This window comes from Erwinia persicina NBRC 102418, assembly GCF_001571305.1.
GTDB lineage: Bacteria > Pseudomonadota > Gammaproteobacteria > Enterobacterales > Enterobacteriaceae > Erwinia > Erwinia persicina.
Genome location: NZ_BCTN01000034.1, coordinates 1 through 22,586, shown reverse-complemented (window position 1 = coordinate 22,586; position 22,586 = coordinate 1). Strand labels below are relative to the sequence as shown.

At 56.4% G+C, this 22,586-nt stretch carries 20 protein-coding genes and 1 pseudogene; 9 read left to right on the top strand and 12 right to left on the bottom strand.

The genetic code is table 11. The annotated features are described in order from the left end of the window. Positions 1-158 precede the first annotated feature (158 nt). The gene (locus EPE01S_RS21805) at positions 159-1,619 is read right to left on the bottom strand and encodes an AlkA N-terminal domain-containing protein (protein WP_062749372.1); all 1,461 of its coding nucleotides are present in this window, start codon (positions 1,617-1,619) and stop codon (positions 159-161) included. Between the two features lie 167 nt (positions 1,620-1,786). On the opposite strand from EPE01S_RS21805, the gene EPE01S_RS21800 reads away from it, so the two are divergent. The 3 genes from EPE01S_RS21800 to pnuC all read left to right on the top strand — a co-directional run bounded on the left by EPE01S_RS21800 (position 1,787) and on the right by pnuC (position 4,259). Next, positions 1,787-2,293, top strand: a complete 507-nt coding sequence (locus EPE01S_RS21800) for a methylated-DNA--[protein]-cysteine S-methyltransferase (protein WP_062749370.1) — start codon at positions 1,787-1,789, stop codon at positions 2,291-2,293. 156 nt (positions 2,294-2,449) lie between these two features. Beyond that, the gene (gene nadA, locus EPE01S_RS21795) at positions 2,450-3,517 is read left to right on the top strand and encodes a quinolinate synthase NadA (protein WP_062749368.1); all 1,068 of its coding nucleotides are present in this window, start codon (positions 2,450-2,452) and stop codon (positions 3,515-3,517) included. 43 nt (positions 3,518-3,560) lie between these two features. Continuing rightward, on the top strand, positions 3,561-4,259 hold the full coding sequence (pnuC, locus tag EPE01S_RS21790; RefSeq protein WP_062749365.1) for a nicotinamide riboside transporter PnuC: 699 nt from the start codon (positions 3,561-3,563) through the stop codon (positions 4,257-4,259). A gap of 51 nt (positions 4,260-4,310) precedes the next feature. On the opposite strand, the gene zitB is transcribed toward pnuC, so the two are convergent. From zitB to EPE01S_RS21770, 4 genes are all read right to left on the bottom strand, one after another. Beyond that, a complete protein-coding gene (gene zitB / locus EPE01S_RS21785) occupies positions 4,311-5,243 on the bottom strand; it encodes a CDF family zinc transporter ZitB (RefSeq protein ID WP_062749363.1) in 933 nt (310 codons plus the stop codon). After that, on the bottom strand, positions 5,224-8,313 hold the full coding sequence (locus EPE01S_RS21780; RefSeq protein WP_062749374.1) for a hybrid sensor histidine kinase/response regulator: 3,090 nt from the start codon (positions 8,311-8,313) through the stop codon (positions 5,224-5,226). The genes zitB and EPE01S_RS21780 overlap by 20 nt, the downstream gene beginning before the upstream one ends. A 35-nt stretch (positions 8,314-8,348) precedes the next feature. Continuing rightward, positions 8,349-8,939, bottom strand: a complete 591-nt coding sequence (locus EPE01S_RS21775) for a response regulator transcription factor (protein WP_062749361.1) — start codon at positions 8,937-8,939, stop codon at positions 8,349-8,351. Between the two features lie 116 nt (positions 8,940-9,055). After that, a complete protein-coding gene (locus tag EPE01S_RS21770; RefSeq protein ID WP_062749358.1) occupies positions 9,056-9,394 on the bottom strand; it encodes a YbgS-like family protein in 339 nt (112 codons plus the stop codon). A 291-nt stretch (positions 9,395-9,685) separates the two neighbouring features. Between EPE01S_RS21770 and aroG the strand changes: the two genes are divergently transcribed. Beyond that, a complete protein-coding gene (aroG, locus tag EPE01S_RS21765) occupies positions 9,686-10,738 on the top strand; it encodes a 3-deoxy-7-phosphoheptulonate synthase AroG (protein ID WP_062749356.1) in 1,053 nt (350 codons plus the stop codon). Between the two features lie 59 nt (positions 10,739-10,797). On the opposite strand, the gene gpmA is transcribed toward aroG, so the two are convergent. From gpmA to modE, 6 genes are all read right to left on the bottom strand, one after another. Beyond that, on the bottom strand, positions 10,798-11,550 hold the full coding sequence (gpmA, locus tag EPE01S_RS21760; protein ID WP_048916699.1) for a 2,3-diphosphoglycerate-dependent phosphoglycerate mutase: 753 nt from the start codon (positions 11,548-11,550) through the stop codon (positions 10,798-10,800). Positions 11,551-11,707: 157 nt separating this feature from the next. Further along, on the bottom strand, positions 11,708-12,739 hold the full coding sequence (gene galM / locus EPE01S_RS21755) for a galactose-1-epimerase (protein ID WP_062749354.1): 1,032 nt from the start codon (positions 12,737-12,739) through the stop codon (positions 11,708-11,710). Continuing rightward, positions 12,733-13,881, bottom strand: coding sequence for a galactokinase (gene galK, locus EPE01S_RS21750; RefSeq protein ID WP_062749352.1), 1,149 nt, complete (start codon positions 13,879-13,881; stop codon positions 12,733-12,735). The genes galM and galK overlap by 7 nt, the downstream gene beginning before the upstream one ends. A gap of 2 nt (positions 13,882-13,883) precedes the next feature. Then, the gene (gene galT, locus EPE01S_RS21745; RefSeq protein WP_062749350.1) at positions 13,884-14,927 is read right to left on the bottom strand and encodes a galactose-1-phosphate uridylyltransferase; all 1,044 of its coding nucleotides are present in this window, start codon (positions 14,925-14,927) and stop codon (positions 13,884-13,886) included. Positions 14,928-15,218: 291 nt separating this feature from the next. After that, positions 15,219-16,688 (bottom strand): molybdate ABC transporter ATP-binding protein ModF, encoded by a 1,470-nt coding sequence (modF, locus tag EPE01S_RS21740; protein ID WP_062749348.1) that lies wholly within the window; start codon positions 16,686-16,688, stop codon positions 15,219-15,221. Between the two features lie 74 nt (positions 16,689-16,762). Next, the gene (modE, locus tag EPE01S_RS21735; protein ID WP_062749344.1) at positions 16,763-17,542 is read right to left on the bottom strand and encodes a molybdenum-dependent transcriptional regulator; all 780 of its coding nucleotides are present in this window, start codon (positions 17,540-17,542) and stop codon (positions 16,763-16,765) included. Positions 17,543-17,687: 145 nt separating this feature from the next. Here modE and EPE01S_RS23130 point away from each other — a divergent pair, with 145 nt between their 5' ends. The 4 genes from EPE01S_RS23130 to modC all read left to right on the top strand — a co-directional run bounded on the left by EPE01S_RS23130 (position 17,688) and on the right by modC (position 20,522). After that, complete coding sequence (locus tag EPE01S_RS23130; RefSeq protein WP_072277518.1) at positions 17,688-17,852, top strand: AcrZ family multidrug efflux pump-associated protein; 165 nt, start codon at positions 17,688-17,690, stop codon at positions 17,850-17,852. 152 nt (positions 17,853-18,004) lie between these two features. Next, a complete protein-coding gene (gene modA / locus EPE01S_RS21730; RefSeq protein ID WP_062749342.1) occupies positions 18,005-18,778 on the top strand; it encodes a molybdate ABC transporter substrate-binding protein in 774 nt (257 codons plus the stop codon). Next, positions 18,775-19,464, top strand: a complete 690-nt coding sequence (gene modB / locus EPE01S_RS21725; protein ID WP_062749340.1) for a molybdate ABC transporter permease subunit — start codon at positions 18,775-18,777, stop codon at positions 19,462-19,464. Before modA ends, modB begins: the two co-directional genes overlap by 4 nt. Next, entirely contained in the window at positions 19,464-20,522 is a 1,059-nt protein-coding gene (gene modC, locus EPE01S_RS21720) for a molybdenum ABC transporter ATP-binding protein ModC (RefSeq protein WP_062749338.1), read from the top strand. Before modB ends, modC begins: the two co-directional genes overlap by 1 nt. Here modC and EPE01S_RS21715 read toward each other — a convergent pair. Beyond that, positions 20,523-21,137 (bottom strand): annotated as a pseudogene (locus EPE01S_RS21715) (pyridoxal phosphatase); the annotation flags it as partial. A 113-nt stretch (positions 21,138-21,250) separates the two neighbouring features. On the opposite strand from EPE01S_RS21715, the gene EPE01S_RS21710 reads away from it, so the two are divergent. Next, positions 21,251-22,586: recombinase family protein (locus tag EPE01S_RS21710; RefSeq protein ID WP_306304619.1), on the top strand; the 1,336-nt coding region annotated here is incomplete at its 3' end.

Sequence of the window (22,586 nt, the reverse complement as noted above, 5' to 3'; positions counted from 1 at the left end):
ATCTGTCAGCCGGGCGGGGTTCGAACCTGCTGCAGATTCGGGTCGAATGCAGAGCATCCGGGCTGACCACAAATAAGATCAGCCCCTGCCATTCCGCGGTGAGATTCAGCCAGCGTCGCGGGATAGCCTTTTTTCTGCTCGTTTCGCACGAGATTTGATCATCCCAGCAGCTTACCGCTGTTCCAGATATGCATCACCGCATAACTGCGCCATGGTCGCCATTGCTGAGAACGAGCCTCAGCCTCCCTGGCACTCAGCCCCCCCAGGTTATTGCGCACCACTATATCACCGGCAGGAAAAGCATCAGGCCAGCGCAGTGCGCGCATCGCAAGGTATTGCGCCGTCCAGTCACCGATCCCCGGCAGAGACAGAAGCTGTGAAATGGTCTGATCCGGATGGCTTGCCGCATCCAGCTGCAGTGTGCCCTGCGTGCAGTGTTCTGCTAGGGCCAGAATGCAACGGGTGCGCGCACTGACAATTCCCAGGCGGGCAATCTCATCAACGCTGCACTGTGCGACCCGAGCCGGGAGGGGAGAAAGGTGAGTGAGCCCTGCCACCGGCGTGGCGAAAGGTTCACCCAGTGCAGTAGTAAAACGGCCGCCCAGCGTGGCAGCCGCCTGAACGGTGATCTGCTGACCGAGAATCGCGCGCACGGCCATCTCGAATCCATCAAAAGCACCGGGAACCCTTAGCCCCGGGCTGGCCATTACCCGGGCGGCCAGTAGCGGATCCTGGCTGAGGTGCTGCGTAATCAGGTCCGGGCGGGCGCTCAGATCGAACAGATTACGTAGCCGGCGAAGCAAAACCGGCAAGACTGCATTCAGCGAATGCGTGAACTCAACCTGAAGAACGTTCTTCTCACTGCGCTGAGTGACCCGGATCCATCCACTGTGCGCTCCCAGACGCACCGTACGGGCATAACTTTGGTGATCGACGTGTTCCACGCCCAGCAGCGCACGTCGCCTGAGAAAGGCCAGCATCGCCTCCCAGTCGTAGGGGGGGCGATAGCTCAATTGTAATGCAGACGTGCCCCCGATGTTTTCCTCCCCCGACCGGGTATCACCGCTTTTGCGCAGGCGGGAAGGGGACATCCGGTATTGCTGGCTGAACGCGGCGTTGAAACGCCGCAGGCTGGAAAAGCCGCTGGCAAAGGCGATTTCAGTAACCGGTAGATGAGTTTCACTGAGTAACTGTTTGGCCAGCAGCAGACGCCGGGTCTGACGGAGCTCAAGGGGAGAGACCCCCAGCTCCTTCTGTACGATGCGGCGGAGCTGGCGCAGGCTGAGATTAAAATGGGCAGCGATCTCGTCCAGACTTTCTACCTGCTCAATCAGTCCTTCATCAATCCGCTGCATCAGGCGTTCAGCAATACGTTGCCCGTTATCCACTGGCGCGTTGCCGGGTGCCAGCTCCGGGCGGCAGCGCAGGCAGGGGCGAAAAGCGGCTTTCTCTGCCGCTTCTGCACTATCAAAAAACCGGCAGTTCGCCGCCCGGGGGGCTTTGACCGGGCAAATCGGGCGACAATAAATACCGGTTGAGGTCACACCCACGTAGAATACGCCGTCAAAGCGGACATCCCGGGATGTCAGGGCAAGATAAGCAGAGATCGGGTCAATCATCTTTATGTCCTGTTGCACAGAATTCACCTCAGACTAGGCGCTTAACACATCCTGTACTCGCCATTTTCGGTCATGAAACTATTCTGTGCCGGTGTCCGAAAACAGCGAGTTATGCGCTGCCGCCTGGGCATAATATACCGTGCCCCTGATACGAAAGGAGAAGGAAGATGGCTTTCTGGTACAAAATGATCGACTCCCCGGTGGGAGAATTGAAACTGGTTGCGACAGAGCGCGGCCTGGCGGCGGTGATGTGGGAAAATGACGATCCAAAACGTGTACGCTTCCTCCCCCAGCAGGAGGATGTTCACCACAGGACGCTGCTGGAAGCCGAAAAGCAGCTGCGCGAATACTTTACCGGCGAGCGACAGCAGTTCGATTTGACGCTCGATTTTATCGGCACGGAGTTTCAGCGCAGGGTCTGGGCAGCACTGGTGACTATTCCCTTTGGTGAGACGCGGAGCTACAGCGAGATCGCCCGCCAGGTTGGCAGCCCGGCAGCAGTGCGGGCAGTCGGGGCGGCGAACGGGCGTAATCCTGTCTCGATTATTGCGCCCTGCCATCGCGTGATTGGCGCCAACGGTAAACTGACGGGGTTCGCTGGAGGCCTGGAAACCAAAGCTTTCCTGCTGCGTCTGGAAGGTGGACAGTTGTGGCAGGAAGAACCGCTCTTTTGAGCGGATTCACCTCCCGCGGCAAAAGGTAAAAACCCGGCGACACCGGTTCATTTTTCCGCTATCGTGTTTAGCATACAAAACAAACCAGCCGTAGAGTTGGCGACGGATCGGCATTCCGCGCTAATTCGGTTAAGTTGATGAAACGAGAGTCGCCTTATGAGCCTGATGTTCGATCCCGAAGCTGCCGTTTATCCTTTTCCGCCTAAACCGGCCCGATTATCCGTTGATGAACAGGCGTTTTATCGCGAGAAAATCCGACGCCTGCTGAAAGAGCGCAATGCCGTTCTGGTCGCGCATTACTATACCGACCCCGAGATCCAGGCGCTGGCGGAAGAGACCGGCGGCTGCGTCTCCGACTCTCTGGAGATGGCGCGCTTTGGCAGCCAGCATCCCGCCTCCACGCTACTGGTGGCCGGCGTCCGCTTTATGGGCGAAACGGCGAAGATCCTCAGTCCGGAAAAAACGATTCTGATGCCGACATTACAGGCCGAGTGTTCACTCGACCTCGGCTGCCCGGTGGAAGAATTCAGCGCTTTCTGCGATGCCCATCCCGATCGTACCGTGGTGGTGTACGCCAACACCTCAGCGGCGGTGAAAGCCCGTGCCGACTGGGTGGTGACCTCCAGTATTGCCGTTGAGCTGATTGAGCACCTGGACAGCCTGGGTGAGAAAATTATCTGGGCACCGGACCGTCATCTGGGGCAGTACGTGACGGGTAAAACCGGTGCGGACGTTATCTGCTGGCAGGCAGCCTGTATCGTCCATGACGAGTTTAAAACGCAGGCGCTGCAGCGCATGAAGCGGCTCTATCCGGAGGCGGCGGTGCTGGTGCACCCGGAATCGCCTCAGGCCATCGTCGATCTGGCCGATGCCGTCGGATCGACCAGCCAGCTGATCCATGCCGCGAAAACCCTGCCGCAAAAGCAGATGATCGTCGCCACCGATCGCGGTATTTTCTACAAGATGCAGCAGGCCTGCCCGGATAAGGAGCTGCTGGAAGCACCGACTGCCGGTGAGGGGGCCACCTGCCGCAGCTGTGCCCACTGTCCGTGGATGGCGATGAATGGGCTGAAGGCGATGGCCGATGCGCTGGAGCAGGGCGGCCGTGAACATGAAATTTTTGTGGATGAGGGGCTGCGTCAGGCGGCATTGATCCCGTTGGATCGTATGCTAACCTTTGCAGCGGATCTTAAAATTAAGATCGCGGGTAAGGGCAACGCCTGACCGCCGCTCCTGTTCCAGTTTTCTCATTGAAGGATTTCTCAATATGGATTTTTTCAGTACCTCTAATATTCTGGTTCATATTCCGCTCGGGGCCGGGGGTTACGATCTTTCCTGGATCGAAGCCATTGGAACCCTTGCCGGTTTACTGTGTATCTGGCTGGCCAGTCTGGAAAAGATTGTTAACTATGCGTTTGGCCTGATTAACGTCACGCTGTTTGCGGTGATTTTCTTCCAGATCCAGCTGTACGCCAGCCTGCTGTTACAGCTGTTTTTCTTTGTCGCCAATATTTACGGGTGGTACGCCTGGAGCCGGCAAACCAGCGATAACCAGCAGGCGCTGAAAATACGCTGGCTGCCGCTGCCGAAACTGCTTGGCTGGGGCGCTGCGATTGTGGTGGCCATTGCGCTGATGACGCGCTATATCGACCCGGTGTTTGCCTTCCTGACCCAGGCCGCTGTCTCCCTGATGCAGGGCATGGGCCTGAACGTGGTGATGCCGCAGCTGCAGCCCGACGCGTTCCCGTTCTGGGATTCCTGCATGATGGTGCTGTCGATTGTGGCGATGATCCTGATGACCAGAAAATACGTAGAAAACTGGCTGCTGTGGGTGGTGATCAATGTCATCAGCGTGATGATATTTGCCCGGCAGGGGGTCTATGCGATGGCGCTGGAATATGCGCTGCTGACGCTCATTGCCCTGAACGGCTCGTGGCTGTGGATGAAAAGCGCCCGCCAGCGCTGATCTGAACCCAGGCTGTTGGGGCGGCCCGTTATTCCGGCCGCCCCAACATCATTAATGGTGGTGAGAGTGATGCGCACCGCCGCTGCCCTGAATCCACTGCAGGTCGCAGTCATCAGACTGACACGACTGGTACTCCATCTGCACCGTAGCATGTTCAATCTCATAGTGTTCATGCAGGTAGTGGTGGATGCGATGCAGCAGAGCATCATGATCGTGGGGCGGTACCACGTGCACGTGCAGGGTGATCACCGGCTTTTCTCCGACCTGCCATAAATGCAGATGATGGATATTTCTGACTTCCGGAATGCTGCGTACCAGCGCCCGCTGCAGCTTCACCACGTCGATGCCCGCGGGTGCGCCTTCCAGCAGTTCACGACCGCTCTCTTTCATCAGCGCCCATCCGCTCCGCAGTACCAGTACTGACACCAGAACGGACAGAATCGGATCAACCGGTGTCCATCCTGTCAGCATAATAATTATCGCGGCAACAATCGCCCCCACGGAACCCAGCAGATCGCCCAGCACGTGGAGTGCCGCCGCGCGCACGTTCAGGTTTTTCTCCTGACTGCCGCTGCGCAGTAGCCAGAGAGAAAGCAGGTTGGCCAGCAGTCCGCCAACGGCAATAACCAGCATCATGCCGCCGGCGACGGGCTGCGGCTGCCAGAAGCGGTTAATCGCCTCCCAGACAATCAGCGCCGTAATGACCAGCAGCGCAATGGCATTAACAAAAGCGGCCAGCGTGGTTAAACGCAGCAGGCCGAATGAATGTTGTACCGTGGGCGCGCGTCGGGAAAAATGCGTGGCCATCAACGCCAGTAACAGGGCAGCGGCATCGGTGAGCATATGTCCGGCATCGGCCAAAAGCGCCAGCGAGCCGGAGATCAGCCCGCCAGCGACCTCAGCCACCATAAAGAGGGCGGTGACAGCAAAGGCAGCGAGTAACCGCGAACGGTTGGTGTCGGTATCACCGTGGTTGTGAGCCATACGAATCCAGTTGAGTGAGTAACATATTACTGAAGGATATCAGTAAATTTAGCGCAGATTTAGCATCCTGATGAGTTTGTGCCGCCGTGATCACCTGCTGACATAACACTTCCCCCTCACTGTATCCCAGCAGCAGCCAGCTGCCCTTCATCCGGTGGGCGGCTTTTTCAAGCGTCACCCACTCTTTGGTAGCCAGTGCCTGCAGCATTGCCTCGCTGTCGCGGGTCAGTGTTTCACTCAGCGTGGCAGACAGGCGCTGTAAATAGTGCTCATCGTGATGCGCCAGCTGCTGCAGGCGCTGCGAGAGGTCGGCAAAGGGGAGAGGTGATTCCGTCTGTAGCAGGGTAGTGATATCACTCAGAGAGACCGGCTTCAGCAGTAAACGATCGGCGATCTGCTGTGCCTGAGGGTGACTCTGAATTTGCGCATCGGCGGAGCACAGGATGATGCGGGTAGAGTGCGGCTGACCCCGTTCGCGGCGGCGCAGGATTTTCGCCAGCATCAGTCCGTCCGGGTGAGGCATATTGACGTCGATAAACAGCAGGTCCCACTGACGGCGCTGTGCGGCCTCCAGCAGGGTACGGCCATCAGAAAAGGTTTCTGCCTGAATGCCACAGTGCGCCAGCTGCTGCTGCATGACCAGCAGGTTAGTGGGGTGGTCATCAACAATCGCTGCGCGCAAGTGGCTGACAGGGATCGCTTCTGGCCGGTCGGAGGACGCGCTTTTCTGCGGAGCATTAATGGTCTGGCACGGCAGGGTAACACTGACACAGGTGCCTTCCCCGGGAACCGAACGCAGTGCAATATCGCCGCCCATGCGGGTAACGATTTCCCGGCAGATAGACAGACCCAGTCCACTGCCCTGTACCGAAAGCTGCCGGCCGGACGGTGTCTGGTACCAGGGTTCAAACAGGCGCTGCTGCTCGTCCGCAGGAATACCGCTGCCGGTATCGCTGACCTGCAGACAGAGCCCGGGCGGATGTTCCTGTCTGGCCAGGGTGAGATGGATTTCGCCCTGCGAGGTGAATTTAATGGCGTTGCCGATAAGATTATTGGCGATCTGCTGCAGTCGTTCACCGTCAATCAGCACCCATGCGGGCAGGGGCGTGAGGGCGCTGACCCGCAGCTGCGGCCCGTTACGGCGCATCAGAGGATGATAAAAAACCTCCTGCCGTTTCAGCCAGCTTTCCGGCTCAAGAGGCTTCAGCACCAGGCTGAAGCTGTTGTTCTCAACCCGGGCATGATCCTGCAGATCGTTCAGCAGGGTCAGTAGCCCGGAGGCGCTGCTGTGGATCAGAGACAGATTATGGCGCTGGGGCTGCTGCGCCAGCTCCAGCTCAAGTAGCCCGAGTACCGCCTGCATCGGCGTGCGCAGTTCATGGCTGACGGTGGCAAGAAACTGGCTCTTCATCCGGTTTTCCCGCTGAGCGACTTCCCGCTCCTGCTCGAGCAGCTTCCGCTGCTGGCGCTCGCGGCGTTGTTCAAGATAGCGACGGAACAGCAGAATAAGCAGAAAAGCGATGGCGAAAAGGGCGGCGACCAGCACAAACAGAGAAATGGGCCGCATCTCACCCTGATGGCCGTCGTTAAAACTTTCCGGGGTACTGCTCCAGTTTTCCCGCAGGCGCTGCCAGCTTTCTGTCGGGATCTGTTGCAGGCTGCTGTTCAGCAGGGCGCGCAGTAGCGGCTGATTATGAGCCGTTCCCATCGCAACCGGCCAGGCGGTATCACTGGCGGTAAACGCCAGCTGTAGCGAACGGGCATAGCGGCTCTGGATCCGCCAGCGCGCGGACAGCACATTGTCGGCCAGGGCATCAATCTGTCCACTGGCCAGGGCGTCATACAGGCTGGTGGTATCGTCAAACACCTGGGGTACCGTGTCTGCCGGCAGCAGGCGCAGGGCCAGGTCGCCGCGCTTCACGCCGATGCGTTTACCCCTGAGATCGCTCCACTGAGTGATCCCCTGCACCGGAGAGCGCACATAGACCCCCCACAGGGCCCGCCAGACCGGCTGTGAGTTGTTCAGCATGGCATCGTTGCCGGTCAGAGGCAGCGTGAGCTGGATCAGCGCACGGCCCTGACTGACCAGCGTGCCGGCCTGCAGGGCATTGCTGACCCAGTAAGGTTGAAAGCGCAGACCGGTGATCTGACCAATACTGTTGAGTAAATCGACGCTGTAACCGGCGGGCTGGCCGCTGGCGTTACGGTAGCTCCAGGGATAATCATCACTGACGGCGGCGTAGGTCACCGTGGGATGCTGTGCAATCCAGCTGCGCTCCATCGGCGTCAGGCGTGCAGTATTGCTGTCCTGGTATCGCGGCAGCGCGCTGCTCCAGCGGCCCTGGATACCATTAATCACTTCCATGGGCAACTGCCGGATAGCCTTGTCCAGCAGCCGGGTCAGCGCGGCGTCGCGGGTCACGGTTTGCAGCTGAATTTTTCCAGGATCGAGGGCAGAAGCCAACTGATACACTTCACCCTGCTGGAGCTGCCCGAGCAGAAAACCGGCGCTGGTCTCATCCGCAACTACGTAATCACTGTGCTGATTCAGCAGCCCAGACAGTGCCTGCAAATCGGTGTCGGTGATCTGCCAGTGGTGCTGGCGGACGAACGCAGGATTGATCCGCGCCAGGGTGTCACGGCTGACGCTGATACGGGCCTCTGCGGAGTTAAACATCACCGGACGAAGATTGTTGCGGTTGCGGTAGATGCGCAGCGGGCTGCTGAACCACGGCTGCGTGGCGCTCAGGCCTGCCGGGAGGGGCTGCTGCGGCACGCCAAACAGCGCATCCACCTTGCCCTGCTGCAGTGCCTGAAACATCGCGGGCAGGTCGTCAAAACGCTCAACGGTCATACTCAGGCCGGTGGTCTGCTGCAACGCCACCAGATAATCAGCATTAATGCCATACAGATCGTTACCGACAACCATATTCCACGGCGAGTTACCGCAGCACAGGACGCCCATGCGCAGAGGCTTCTCCCATCCGGCCGGGGCGGAATCCAGCGGCATCATCTCCTGCGGCAGGGCAATACTGCTGACGGGGCGCAGGCTGGCGTTGGCGCTGGTCATACACAGCAGAAGAACCAGTAACAGCAGACGGGCTATCACTGCTGTGACTGCCAGAGTCGGGCCAGTTCAACCACTGACTGCGCCCCGGTTTTTTCCATAATATTTTTTTTATGCGTGCTGACGGTTTTATTGCTGATATTCAGCTGGGCGGCAATTTGCAGGTTTGACTGCCCGCGAGCCAGCAGAGCGAGGATTTGAACCTCTTTCGCCGTGAGCTGCTCATGCGGGGTTTCATCGGGCTGCTGCGGTGGGAAGGCCCGCTGGCCTCCCATCACCGCCAGCACGGCCGACAGCAGCTGGCTGACGGGTTGACGCTTTGCCACATATCCGGATGCGCCGGCTTCCTCCGCCAGTCGTGGCCATACGCGCTCTTCCTGAGCGGAGTAAATCACCACCGGCAGTTCAGCGTACAGGCGCTTGATCCGCTTCAGCAACTGCAGGCCATCGCTGTCGGGCAGGCCGATATCAAGTATCACCACATTAACCGTCTGCCGGTTAAGCACATCCAGTGCCGTCTGCTGATCTTCCGCGGCCAGCAGCGTAAGAGGGAACGGGGCGTGACGTAGGGCGGCTTCCAGCGCTAACTGCACCAGCGGATGATCGTCTATCAGCAGCAACGTGGTCATTAAGGGGTCCGAAATCAAACTGGGGGTTCAGGATAGCCGATGAGGTTGCTGATGAAAATAAGAAACAAAAAAGGAGAGCTTTTGCTCTCCTTTATTTATTCGCTTACGCGCAGGAATTACTGTGTGGTGCCGTCAGTTTTGGTATCCGCGCCGTCACCCACTTTGGAATTAATATCCGGGCATTTGCCGTCTTTACACTGCGCGTTTTTGTTCACTTCATCCGCGCTCATGCCATTGTGGTTTTTCATGTCTTTATGCGTGGCATTATCACCAGAGGTGTTAATTTTGCTGTTATCCACTTTATTTGGTGGCAAATTCTCTTTCGCACCTGGCGCCACTGCACCTGCATCGGCAGCCGCGTTGGCAGAGCCGTTACCGTCACCAGCAGCCATCGCCGCGCCGCTGCCTAAAGTCATTGCTGCTGTCAGGAATACGATTGCAAACTTATTCATCATTATGCTCCGTTAATTTTATGAATACTGGCGAACAACCAGAACTTTAAGGTCTGAGGTAAATCCACTTCTGGCAAAATAAAATCCCGCATATGTACCACCCAATAATCATTAGTGGTGCAAATACGTTTTTTTCAAGAGTTAACGCTTAAAAGTGTAGTAGAGCCTGTGAAAAGATCAAATGTGCCCGGCGCTTTTAGTCGCGAATGGCGATTTACAGGGCAGGGGAGTCGCGATAAATTGGAACGGATGCGCCTGGTGTGCAGTATGGCAATGTAATAACCTGGAAATACTATGAATTATCAGAATGATGACTTAAGAATCAAAGAGATAAAAGAGCTTTTACCTCCGGTTGCGTTATTTGAAAAATTCCCTGCCACGGACAAGGCGGCTGCCACAGTCTCTTCTGCGCGCCAGGCGATACATAAAATTCTGAAAAAGCAGGACGATCGTCTGCTGGTGGTGATTGGCCCCTGTTCAATCCACGATACCGTGGCAGCAAAAGAGTATGCCTCACGTCTGCTGACGCTGCGTGACGAGCTGAAAGATTCGCTGGAAATAGTGATGCGCGTCTATTTTGAAAAACCGCGCACCACGGTCGGCTGGAAGGGACTGATTAACGATCCGCACATGGACGGCAGTTTCCAGATTAATGACGGCCTGCGTATTGCGCGTCAGCTGCTGCTGGAAATCAATGACAGTGGCCTGCCGGCGGCGGGCGAATTCCTTGATATGATCACCCCACAGTACGTGGCAGATCTGATGAGCTGGGGCGCCATTGGTGCACGCACCACAGAATCTCAGGTACACCGTGAGCTCTCCTCCGGTCTTTCCTGTCCGGTAGGTTTTAAAAATGGCACCGACGGCACCATCAAAGTGGCGATTGACGCCATTGGTGCAGCCAGCGCGCCACACTGCTTCCTTTCTGTCACTAAATATGGCCATTCAGCGATTGTCGAGACGGCGGGTAATGAAGACTGCCATATCATTCTGCGCGGCGGCAAAGAACCCAATTACAGTGCTGATCATGTCAGCGCCGTAAAATCAGGGCTGGAAAAAGCCGGTCTCGACCCACAGATCATGATCGATTTCAGTCATGCGAACAGCAGCAAGCAGTTTAAAAAGCAGCTTGAGGTATCCGCAGATGTGGCACAGCAGATCGCCGCCGGCGACAGCGCGATTATCGGCGTGATGATTGAAAGCCATCTGGTGGAAGGAAATCAGAGTCTGGAAAGCGGCGAACCGCTGGTGTACGGCAAAAGCGTGACTGACGCCTGCATTGGCTGGGAAGATACGGAAGCTGTCCTGCGTCAGCTGGCCGGTGCGGTAAAAGCGCGTCGCAGCTGACTCAGCCTGTACGCATAAAAAAACCCGCCGGATGGCGGGTTTTTTGTTCTCGCGAAAAATTACTTCGCTTTGCCCTGGTTAGCCACAGCGGCTGCTTTCGCAGCAATCTCGTCAGCATCACCCAGGTAGTAATGTTTGATAGGCTTGAAGTTTTCGTCGAACTCATACACCAGCGGCACGCCCGTTGGGATGTTCAGTTCAAGGATCTCTTCTTCACTCATGTTGTCCAGGTACTTCACCAGTGCACGCAGTGAGTTACCGTGAGCAGCAATGATCACTTTCTCACCGCTTTTCATGCGTGGCAGGATAGACTCATTCCAGTAAGGCAGTACGCGGTCAATGGTCAGCGCCAGGCTTTCTGTGGTAGGCAGCTGTTCAGCGGTCAGTGAAGCGTAACGTGGGTCGTGGCCAGGGAAACGCTCATCAGCGCGGTCCAGCTCTGGTGGGGTCACGGCAAAACCACGACGCCATTGCTTCACCTGATCATCACCGTATTTCTGCGCGGTTTCTGCTTTATCCAGGCCCTGCAGCGCACCGTAGTGACGCTCGTTCAGACGCCAGGATTTTTCCACTGGCAGCCAGACCTGATCCACTTCATCCAGAATGTTCCACAGCGTATGGATGGCACGTTTCAGCACAGAAGTGTAAGCGAAATCGAAGGTGAAACCTTCTTTCTTCAGCAGCTGACCGGCGGCTTTCGCCTCGGTGCGGCCTTTGTCTGACAGATCAACGTCATACCAACCGGTGAAACGGTTTTCATTGTTCCACTGGCTTTCGCCGTGACGTACCAGAACCAGCTTAGTTACAGCCATAGCTTAACTCCTTAATAACTTAACGTTTCTATGATAATGGTGACCGGTAAACTGCCGTCATTAACCCCGCGGCAATTTTAATGTGCATTACCATAGCTGAATTCTGCGCAGCGCGTAAGCCCGGAACGCTCGCGATGCGCGATTTTCATGCGCTCTGTCAAACCGGCGTCAGTTGGTAACGGGTAACCGACTGATACGATTCACCCGGCTGCAACCAGCAGTCAGGCTGCGGCCACTCAGGGTGGTTTGGCGAATCGGGTAAGAACTCGCTTTCCAGCGCAATACCCTGGAAAGCAGTATAGACCCCCTGTTCACGTGCCGGCGTGCCTTCCAGATAATTCCCGCTGTAAAGCTGTAATGCCGGGGCACTGGTGAACACGTTAAGCTGCAGTTTACCGTCAGCAGACCACAGCGTAGCCGCTGGCGAGTCCGGGGTGCTGTTTAACAGATAAGCGTGGTCATAGCCTTTTACCGCACGCTGGTCATCATCCTGCAGAAAATCCTGAGCGAGAGTTTTTGGCTGACGAAAATCAAAGCTGTTCCCTGCCACGGATTTTAGCGGCGCATTGGGGATCCCTTCGCTGTCGACGGGCAGATAGCGTTCGGCATTCAGCTGCAACCGGTGCTGGAGCGCATCACCATGTTTCGCATCGAGATTAAAATAAGCGTGGTTGGTCAGGTTGACCGGGCAGGCTTTGTCCACGGTCGCGTCATAGCGGATTGACAGCGTATTGTTATCGTCCAGATGATAGCGCAGCCTGACCAGCAGTGTGCCGGGGAAGCCCTGATCGCCGTCCGGCGAATCAAGGCGGTATTCCACTTCGCTGTCGCTCTGGCAGACGATCTGCCAGCGGCGGTTATGGAAGCCGTCCGGGCCACCGTGCAGCTGATGCGTTCCCTGATTGGCGGTCAGCGCAATCTCCTCACCGTTCAGCTTCAAGCGTGCACCGGCAATGCGGTTGGCATAGCGGCCGACTGTAGCTCCCAGATAGGCGGATTGCTGCAGATAATCTGACGGGGTGGCGCAGCCCAGCAGCGCTTCGCGTACATGTCCGTCGCCCATCGGCACGCGGGCAGAAAGCCAGGTGGCCCCCCAGTCCATAAACGTGGCAACCATACCGTTGCGGTTGCGCAGGGTGGTGATGTGCCAGGGTTGTCCGTCAGGGGCGTGAGAGTTGGGTTTTAGCATGGGCCCGCTCCTGCTGACGCTTTACAGACATAGAACGTTTCTTTAATGCCGGAGACCGCTTCGTACTGTGCTGCCACCGCGGCTTTCACCGTATCCACCAGCTCAAAAGGCATCAGTGCCACGATACAGCCGCCGAATCCCCCGCCGGTCATACGCACGCCGCCGCGTTCACCGAGGGTGTTTTTAACGATGCCGACCAGTTGATCGACAGGCGGAACGGTAATTTCAAAATCATCGCGCATTGAGGCGTGTGACTCGGCCATCAGCACAGCCATGCGTGCCAGGTCGCCGCGCGCCAGGACGTCAGCGGCTTCGAGGGTACGGGCATTTTCCGTCAACACATGGCGCACACGTTTCGCCACCAGCGGGTCAAGCTCATCCTGCTGTGCGGTGAACTGGCTCAGTTCTACATCGCGCAACGAGGTTTTACCGAAGAACTTCGCCCCGGCTTCACACTGCTGGCGGCGCGTGTTGTATTCGCTTCCTACCAGGCTGCGGCGGAAGTTTGAGTTAATGATCACCACCGCGATATCCGATGGCATCGGCACCGGACGCGTGCTCAGGGTGCGGCAGTCGAGCAGCATCGCGTGGTCTTTTTCACCCAGTGCGGAGATCAGCTGATCCATAATCCCGCAGTTACAGCCCACAAACTGATTTTCGGCTTCCTGGCCATTGACCGCGATTGCCGCACCGTCGAGTGGCAGCGCATAAAGCTGTTTAAACACGGTGCCTACCGCCACTTCCAGCGAGGCCGAAGAACTGAGGCCCGCGCCCTGGGGCACATTACCCGCGATCACCATATCCACGCCGCCAAACTCCGGCGCACGCTTCTGCAGGTGTTTTACTACGCCGCGCACGTAGTTCGACCACATCTGATGGGGATGGCTGACGATCTCTTCATCCAGAGAGAAGATATCCTGCTGATTCTCATAGTCGGCGGCAATTACCCGCACCTGGCGGTCGCTGCGTTTTGCACAGGCAATCACCGTCTGGTAGTCAATGGCGCAGGGCAGCACAAAGCCGTCGTTGTAGTCGGTGTGCTCACCGATCAGGTTGACGCGTCCCGGAGCCTGAAGCGTGTGGGTCGGGACATAGCCAAAAGCGGTGGTAAAAATCTGTTGGGTAGTGTTCTGTAAACTCATGGTTATTCCGCCTCACGGAAATGAATATCGCTCACGGCGCGCAGACGTTCTGCTGCCTGCTCGGGCGTTAAATCACGTTGGGTTTCAGCCAGCATTTCATAGCCGACCATAAATTTACGCACTGTCGCAGAACGCAGCAGCGGTGGATAGAAATGGGCATGGAGCTGCCAGTGATCGTTGGCCTCGCCGTTAAACGGTGCCCCGTGCCAGCCCATAGAGTAGGGGAAAGAGCACTGGAACAGGTTGTCATAGCGGCTGGTCAGTTTTTTCAGCGCCAGCGCCAGATCGGTGCGCTGTTCGTCGGTCAAATCGGTCAGGCGCTTGATGTGCGTTTTTGGCAACAGCAGCGTTTCAAACGGCCAGGCGGCCCACCAGGGGATCACTGCCAGCCAGTGTTCGGTTTCAACGACCGTGCGGCTGCCGTCGTTCAGCTCACGCGCAGCGTAGTCAACCAGCATCGGCGAGTGGTGTCTGTCGAACCAGGCGCGCTGCAGGTCATCCTCACGTTTGACTTCGTTCGGCAGAAAACTGTTCGCCCACACCTGGCCATGCGGGTGGGGATTGGAACAGCCCATCGCTGCACCTTTATTCTCAAACACCTGCACCCACGGGTAATGTTGTCCCAGATCGGCGGTCTGCTCCTGCCAGGTTTTCACCACGTCGACCAGTCCCTCAAGCGCCAGTTCTGGCAGGGTTTTGCTGTGGTCGGGGGAAAAACAGATGACCCGGCTGGTGCCGCGTGCGCTTTCGCAGCGCATCAGCATATCGTCGCTTTCGGGGGCATCCGGGGTGTCCGTCATCAGCGCAGCAAAGTCATTGGTAAAGACATAGGTGCTGGTGTAATCGGGATTTTTGTCCCCGGTCACCCGGGTATTTCCCGGACAAAGGAAACAGTCAGGATCGTGCGCGGGCAGTTTTTCCTGCGAGGCGGTTTCCTGCGCCCCCTGCCACGGACGCTTGGCGCGGTGGGGGGAAACTAAAATCCACTGATCGGTCAGCGGGTTGTAACGGCGATGAGGGTGATCGACCGGATTAAATTTCTGCATGATGAGTCCTGATAACCGGGTTTATGCCTGTATATGCTGTAAAGAAAAATAGCACAATGCGCAGGCGGAAAGCGTGATCGAGTCTGTATAAATGGAATCGTTTACACAAGCTGAATATTCCTAACTATCAACAAAGATAGCACGGCGCTGAGAGATAATCAGGCAAGGGGAGGTTAATAATGGTAGCGGTTACACTTATATGTAGGGCTGACCGAAAAAAGGTCAGCCCCGGCAGGGGGCGGTCGAGGGGACAGCCTTTTTTCCGGTCGCCCCGTGCAGGCGTTAAAAAGGTTACATCTGTTCCTGGGTGTAGCGGTAGCCGTCACCCTCAGCGATAAAGCTCAGACGGTGGGTGATGCACTGCGGCGCATCCTCGGCGTGATGTGAGACAAACAGCAGCTGCGTTCGCCCTTCACCAATCAGCACGTCGACAAAGCGGCGCACCAGCAGACGGTTAATAGGATCCAGCCCCTGCAGAGGTTCGTCGAGGATCAGCAGCGCCGGATGTTTGACCAGCGCACGGGCGATCAGCACTAAACGCTGCTGGCCCCATGAGAGCGCGTGGAAAGGCGAGTTGGCAACGTCACCGCTCATCCCCAGCAGCGCCAGCCACTCCCCGGCCAGCGCCTGCTGGCGGTCAGAGACGGCCTGATAAATGCCGATCGAATCGAAAAAGCCGGAGAGTATGACGTTGCGCACGCTGCTGCTGACGCGGTAGTCAAGATGCAGGCTGCTACTGACATAGCCGATATGCTGCTTAATATCCCAGATGGTTTCTCCACTGCCCCGACGGCGGCCAAACAGCGTCAGGTCGTTACTGTATCCCTGGGGGTGATCGCCGGTTACCAGGCTGAGAAGGGTCGACTTTCCGGCGCCATTAGGGCCGACTATCTGCCAGTGCTGGCCGCGTCCGACCTGCCAGCTGAGGCTGTGCAGGATAGGACGGTCGTTATAAGAGACAACGCCATCTCGCAACGCGATCAGCGGGGCGTCTTCCGCCAGTACGGGAATGGCTGTGGCGTCATCGGCTTCCGGCAGCGTCATCCCTGCCAGCTGCTCGCTGTGCGCCAGCTGGGCCACCAGCGCCTCTGCCAGGATGGCCTGGCGGTCGCCGGTATGCGTGAGGGTACACTCTGCCAGCACACCCACCCGATCGATGAAATCGGGGATGTCATCAAAACGGTTAAGGACCAGAGCCAGGGTGATGCCCTGCCGTTGCAGACTGCCAAGCACGCTGGCGAGATTGCCGCGTGACGCCACGTCCAGTCCGTCAAAAGGCTCATCGAGGATCAGCAGATTGGGCTGCGCCATCAGCGCCTGGCAGAGCAGCGTTTTGCGGGTTTCGCCCGTGGAGAGGTACTTGAAGCGGCGGGTCAGTAACGATTCAATACCAAACTGTGCCGCCAGTTGCTGACAGCGGGCGGGATCGCGCACCTCAAGCTGAATGATTTCTGCGGCCGTTAAGCCGGTATCCTCTTCGTCTGCACTGAGCATATCGGTGTTATTACGCTGCCATTCGTCGGCCACCAGTTTCTGTAACTGCTCCAGCGACAGGCGGGTGGTGCGCAGAAACGTACTGTTCACCCGTCCTTTGGCGGGCAACAGTTCGCCGGAGAGGGCCCGTGCCAGCGAGGACTTACCGCTGCCGTTGGCTCCCACGAAAGCCCAGCTCTCGCCAGCGGTCACGGTCAGGTCATTAAGATTAAGCGTTCGGGTATCATTCAGGCGAAAGATACCTTGCGTGATTTGCAACATTGCCATTGTTTATCCCATTATCTGCATCATTAATCCATTAGGGGCTTCCTGCCGCTGGATGTCAAACGCGGGCCACTGATTCAGAGCAGCGTCGCGATGATAGCGCGATCGGCATTAAAATATGCTGTTACCGCCGCGCCCGGCTGGAGTTTTTGCCGGGCAATCTGTTGATTTTCCACGGTGGCGCAGAGGGTTTCTCCGCCGGTCAGTGCGATAAGGATCTCACTGTGCGTTTCACCCTGTTCAATCTGACTCACGGTGCCGGGCAACTGATTGTCTGCCTGTTCATGCCCCCCGCTGACCGTAATCCACGGCGCTTTAATCAATACCAGCACTTCCTTACCGCTTTCCAGCTGCAGGCGATTAGCGCTCTGTGCCGTCAGCGCCACCTGAATCTGCGTCACACCGTCGGCCAGCTGCACGGTCACGTGCTGCTGCACCGGCTGGCTGTCGCGCGCCACAATGGTGCCGAAGAACTGATTGCGGGCGCTGGTTTGCAGCGAGAAACGTGCAATGGCTCCCAGCAGACTGCCGAGAGGCGCGTCATCCTGGAGTACATCAAATGCTTTTTGCTGAATTTGCCCGAGCAGCGCATAGAGCTGGATCAGCCGTTCACCGTAGGCGGTGACCACCGCGCCGCCGCCGCCTTTACCGCCAGTGGCACGATCCACCAGCGTACGATCGGCCAGTTGGTTCATCTCGTTGATGGCATCCCAGGCGCTTTTATAGCTGATGCCCGCCAGTTTCGCGCCCTGACTGATCGATCCGCTCTCTTTGATCTGACGCAGTAGTTCAATGCGGCGAGGGTCGGCGAACAGCCGCTGCTGGTGTTTAAGGATCAGGGAAATATCGGCCTGCATAGGAACTCCGCCAGGGAAAGGGATAAGGTCTCTGCTGATTCTATCAGCCCGTGCGAAATAATTTGCGCACGAAGGCACAAAAGGTCAGTGCTTTATTAGCGGCTGTCGCTACAATGGTTTTTTTGATCAGCAAGATGAGGTTTCCATGCTGGAGTTACTTAAAGGCCTGGCCGTTGCCATTATCATGGTGCCGATCGTAATGGCGATTATCCTCGGTCTGATCTGGGGCCTGGGCGAAGTGTTTAACGTTATTTCCAAAATTGGTCATCGTGACGACCAGCAGGCGAAGAAAAGCCAGACTATCCAGTAAATCTCCCCCTCTATTTATAATGCCCGGCAATGCCGGGCGTTTTCGTTGCTCACACCGCTAAACTTCTCCCGCGTCATGCCGATAAATACCGTTACAGCTCCCAGACTATCGTTATATCATTCAGTACATAACGAACCCACTGGAGAAAAACGATGTCTGTAAAAGGGAACCACTGGATCACCGCTGCCGTGATTAGCCTGAGCCTGGGAGGCCACGCGATGGCCGCTGAGAAGATCACCGTCTTCGCTGCTGCATCACTGACCAATGCGCTGGATGCCATTGCCAGCCAGTACGGTAAGGAGACGTCGGTCAATGTGGTCTCTTCCTTTGCCTCCTCTTCTACGTTGGCGCGCCAGATTGAACAGGGGGCACCGGCGGATCTGTTTATCTCTGCTGACCAGCAGTGGATGGACTATGCGGTGGCGAAGCAAACCATCGAAGAGGGCAGTCGTGTTACCCTGCTGGGTAACGATCTGGTGTTGGTTGCACCGACGGCCAGTCAGCCGCAGGCGGTCAGCATCAGTAAAAGTACCGACTGGAAAGGCCTGCTGAAAGGCCAGCGCCTGGCGGTTGGCGACCCGGATCATGTTCCGGCCGGCATTTATGCCCGTGAAGCGCTGCAGAACCTGGGCGCATGGGATGAGCTTTCACCCCTGATGGCGCGCAGCAACAGCGTGCGGGCGGCGCTGGCGCTGGTCGAGCGGGATGAAACGCCTTACGGCATTGTGTATGGTTCAGATGCCGTGGCCAGCAAAAAAGTCACTGTGGTCGGCCTCTTCCCGGAGGCCAGTCATAAACCCGTGGAGTACCCGATGGCTATCGTAAAAGGTCATCACCGTGCCAGCGTCACCGCTTTCTACAACTACCTGAAAGGCCCGCAAGCTGCGGCCGTATTCAGACAATATGGATTTGCACCTGAAAGATGATATTGAGCGATCCCGAGTGGCAGGCCGTCGCCCTGAGCCTGAAAGTTTCCCTGGTGGCCGTCGCCTGCAGTCTGCCCTTTGGGATCCTGATGGCCTGGCTGTTAGCGCGCCGGCAGTTCCCGGGAAAAACCCTGCTCGACAGCCTGATCCATCTGCCGCTGGTGCTGCCGCCGGTGGTGGTGGGCTACCTGCTGCTGCTGGGGTTCGGGCGGCGCGGGTTTATCGGACAATACCTGTATGACTGGTTTGGCTTCAGCTTTGCTTTCAGCTGGCGCGGAGCTGCGCTGGCCTCGGCGGTCATTGCTTTCCCGCTGATGGTGCGCGCCATTCGCCTGGCGCTGGAGGCAGTTGACAGTAAACTGGAACAGGCGGCACGCACGCTGGGGGCCGGGCGCTGGCGGGTATTTTTAACCATCACCCTGCCGCTGACGCTACCGGGTATTATTGCCGGTACGGTACTGGCGTTTGCCCGTTCGCTGGGCGAATTTGGCGCCACCATCACCTTCGTGTCGAATATTCCGGGGGAGACGCGCACGCTGCCGTCAGCCATGTATACGCTGATTGAAACACCGGGCGCAGAGGGCGCGACGGCACGTCTGTGCGTCATTGCCATTTTGCTGGCGCTGGTTTCCCTGCTTCTTTCCGAATGGCTGACCCGCTGGGGTCGTAAGCGTTTAGGGCTCTGATGCTGATCCTTGATTTTATCCAACGGCAGGGCGAACACACCCTGACAGTGAAGGCCAGCGTGCCTGCCAGCGGCGTAACGGCCATTTTTGGCGTTTCCGGTGCCGGCAAAACGTCACTGATTAATGCCATCGGCGGGCTGACCATACCCCAGCAGGGTAGCATCACGCTGAACGATCGGGTGCTGAGCGATACCGCCACCGCGCTCTGGCTACCGCCGGAAAAGCGCCGCATTGGCTATGTTTTTCAGGATGCGCGCCTGTTCCCGCACTACCGCGTGCGTGGCAATCTGGAATACGGCATGGCAAAAAGCATGCGCCCGCAGTTTGATGCGCTGGTGCAGCTGCTGGGGCTGGAAATGCTGCTTGACCGCTTCCCGTGGTCGCTGTCAGGCGGGGAAAAACAGCGCGTTGCCATTGGCCGTGCACTGCTGACCGCACCGGAAATGCTGCTGATGGATGAACCGCTGGCCTCGCTTGACCTGCCGCGCAAACGGGAACTGCTGGCCTGGTTGCAAAAGCTGGCGCGCCAGGTTGCCACGCCGATCCTCTACGTCAGCCACAGTCTGGATGAGCTGCTGCATCTGGCCGATAATGTCATGGTACTGGATCGGGGAGAAGTGAAGGCATTGGGGCCGCTGGAGCGCGTCTGGGGCAGCAGCGCAATGCGCCCGTGGCTGCCAAAAAGCGATCAGAGCAGTATTCTGCGCGTGCAGGTGCTGGAGCAGCATCCGCACTATCAGATGACGGCGCTGTCGCTGGGCGATCAGCATATCTGGGTCAACCGCGTTGACGCTCCGGCGGGTACGCCGCTGCGTATCCGCATTCAGGCCGCTGATGTTTCGCTGGTGCTGAAGCCACCGGTGAACAGCAGCATTCGCAACGTGATCCCCGCCCAGGTTGGCGAACTGCTGGAGATCGACAACCAGGTGGAAGTGAAGCTGCTGGTGGGGCAGAGCGAGCTGTGGGCGCGGATCACGCCCTGGGCTCGCGATGAACTGATGATCAAACCGAATATGTGGCTGTTCGCTCAAATCAAAAGCGTTTCTATCACCACCTGATTACAGCACTTCCCGGTAGATTGTTTCTGCGATGCCGGGCTCCAGGTTCGTGCCGATCACACGCTTCGCCCGCGCTTTGATGGCGTCGTCGGCATTGCCCATCGCCACGCCCAGCCCGACGGTTTCCAGCATACTCAGGTCGTTGTAGTTATCCCCGAAGGCGATAACATCGCTCATCTGATAGCCACTGGCGGCCACCCACTGCGCCAGCCGCTTCCCTTTGCTGTTACCCGCTTTCGCAATGTCCACCTGGTCATGCCATGACCATTCGCAGGCCAGCCCCATTTCGGCTTCGACCGTTTCCGCAAACTGCTGCAGTGCGGCAGTATCGGCATGCGACAGGGCAAATTTCCAGATCGATTGCGCATCTCTTGCTGCATCACTCAGGCTGTTGACCTGCAAGAATGTCGGACGCTGGGCTTCCGGCAGCGACAGCCCCCAGTTAATCGTCCGGGTTACGTGACCGGTTTCGGTCTGGTAGAGCATGGCGTTATCCACATACAGCAGGCCGTGGATGCCGGCACTGTCGAGCATCTCAATCACACGGCACGCCTGATCTTTCGGCAGCGGGTCACTGTCTAAAACCTTTTTCGCCTGATAATCATACAAGTGTGTATAATGTTGCACAAACAAAAAAGGCCAGGCCAAAAATGAAAAGATGCATGGTTTATCATCGTGTTAGCTAAGATCAACAGTTAGATGGTTCAGGGTTAGCCCGCCAAGCTGAACTGCTTGAAGCATACCTTAAACGTACTAACATCCTTGCTGAGATGGATGATCCAGAGCCTGTAATCATCACCGAGTCGGGCGGGGTGAGTGCCTTCAAAGGACACAACATGCTAATTACTTCTGGCTTAGGTGCATGGATGCAAGAAGTTCGTGCGGGTATGTGGGATGGTTCTCACCTCGTGTACGAGAATGGAGATCGATTTTCCAGGCAAAATCCTTTTACGGTGATTGGATACATCAACGATTTAATCAATCACAATATAACGATTCACGATGCAACTATGAACATTATCATCAGTCGTGAAAATAGTGCGATGTTGCCTATGGTTTTGATGAATGCCCAGCGTGCATATGATGAATCAAAATTTAAAAGTACTCGTATCCGTACTGGATGGGCTAAAAAGCGTGAAAATGCATTTAATAACGGCACAATCGTTACTCAGAAACGCCCTAAATGGATAGATGTTGTTGATAATAAGTATGTACTCAATGATAAGGCTAAAATCGTAGAAGAGATTTTTAGACTTTATCAGACTGGTATAGGTTGTCCGACAATTGCAAAAGTTCTTCAAGCAAAAGGTGAAGAGTGGCAATTTGATCGAGCATGGAGAGGCGAAGCAGTTCATAAAGTCCTAAAAAACCGGCGTGTAACTGGTGTTATCTTTATTTCCGAGATAATCCGTGATTACAGCAATACAAAAAATCCGGTGGATCAAAAACGTTATGAAATGGAAGTATACCCACCAGTTATAAGTAAAGAAGAATTTGATTTAGTACAAAAGCTTTTAGCGAGTCGTAGACCAGGTTCAGGACGTTTGAACGGTGGTATGATTACAAAAAAAGAATTGGATGAAAACGGCGATCCAAAACTAGATGACAAAGGAAAAATAAAATACGAGACCGTTGATAGCGGTAAAGAGGTAACGAAGAGTAATATTTTTTCTGGCATATTTCGATGTGCTCTTTGTGGTGAGCCAATGTACCATAACGTTGTAGTATCTAAACGTACGCCAGTTAAGAGTGAACCTAAGATTGAAGAGTATAGATACATACGCTGTCTAGGGGAACGTGATAATCTTTGTGTGAATAAAGCATTGCGTTATGAAATCGTAGAACGTTTTGTGATAGAACACATAAAGGGATTGGACTTTGCTCAGATTGTTCAAGCTGGAGAATCTAATCCAGAGTTAGAATTGTTACGTCTGAATATTCAGGAAGAAGAAAAGCACATACAAGAATATGAATTAGGAATAGAGCGTTTAAGGAATGCTGGAAAAAAAATACCGTTTGATGTACTTGTAGAGCTAGAAGAGTCGCAGATAAAGTTAAAAGAAC

Excerpts from the sequence above, each read along its gene's own strand:
- EPE01S_RS21805 (WP_062749372.1), bottom strand. The coding sequence starts at position 1,619 with ATGATTGACCCGATCTCTGCTTATCTTGCCCTGACATCCCGGGATGTC.
- EPE01S_RS21800 (WP_062749370.1), top strand. The coding sequence starts at position 1,787 with ATGGCTTTCTGGTACAAAATGATCGACTCCCCGGTGGGAGAATTGAAA.
- nadA (WP_062749368.1), top strand. The coding sequence starts at position 2,450 with ATGAGCCTGATGTTCGATCCCGAAGCTGCCGTTTATCCTTTTCCGCCT.
- pnuC (WP_062749365.1), top strand. The coding sequence starts at position 3,561 with ATGGATTTTTTCAGTACCTCTAATATTCTGGTTCATATTCCGCTCGGG.
- zitB (WP_062749363.1), bottom strand. The coding sequence starts at position 5,243 with ATGGCTCACAACCACGGTGATACCGACACCAACCGTTCGCGGTTACTC.
- EPE01S_RS21780 (WP_062749374.1), bottom strand. The coding sequence starts at position 8,313 with ATGACCAGCGCCAACGCCAGCCTGCGCCCCGTCAGCAGTATTGCCCTG.
- EPE01S_RS21775 (WP_062749361.1), bottom strand. The coding sequence starts at position 8,939 with ATGACCACGTTGCTGCTGATAGACGATCATCCGCTGGTGCAGTTAGCG.
- EPE01S_RS21770 (WP_062749358.1), bottom strand. The coding sequence starts at position 9,394 with ATGATGAATAAGTTTGCAATCGTATTCCTGACAGCAGCAATGACTTTA.
- aroG (WP_062749356.1), top strand. The coding sequence starts at position 9,686 with ATGAATTATCAGAATGATGACTTAAGAATCAAAGAGATAAAAGAGCTT.
- gpmA (WP_048916699.1), bottom strand. The coding sequence starts at position 11,550 with ATGGCTGTAACTAAGCTGGTTCTGGTACGTCACGGCGAAAGCCAGTGG.
- galM (WP_062749354.1), bottom strand. The coding sequence starts at position 12,739 with ATGCTAAAACCCAACTCTCACGCCCCTGACGGACAACCCTGGCACATC.
- galK (WP_062749352.1), bottom strand. The coding sequence starts at position 13,881 with ATGAGTTTACAGAACACTACCCAACAGATTTTTACCACCGCTTTTGGC.
- galT (WP_062749350.1), bottom strand. The coding sequence starts at position 14,927 with ATGCAGAAATTTAATCCGGTCGATCACCCTCATCGCCGTTACAACCCG.
- modF (WP_062749348.1), bottom strand. The coding sequence starts at position 16,688 with ATGGCAATGTTGCAAATCACGCAAGGTATCTTTCGCCTGAATGATACC.
- modE (WP_062749344.1), bottom strand. The coding sequence starts at position 17,542 with ATGCAGGCCGATATTTCCCTGATCCTTAAACACCAGCAGCGGCTGTTC.
- EPE01S_RS23130 (WP_072277518.1), top strand. The coding sequence starts at position 17,688 with ATGCTGGAGTTACTTAAAGGCCTGGCCGTTGCCATTATCATGGTGCCG.
- modA (WP_062749342.1), top strand. The coding sequence starts at position 18,005 with ATGTCTGTAAAAGGGAACCACTGGATCACCGCTGCCGTGATTAGCCTG.
- modB (WP_062749340.1), top strand. The coding sequence starts at position 18,775 with ATGATATTGAGCGATCCCGAGTGGCAGGCCGTCGCCCTGAGCCTGAAA.
- modC (WP_062749338.1), top strand. The coding sequence starts at position 19,464 with ATGCTGATCCTTGATTTTATCCAACGGCAGGGCGAACACACCCTGACA.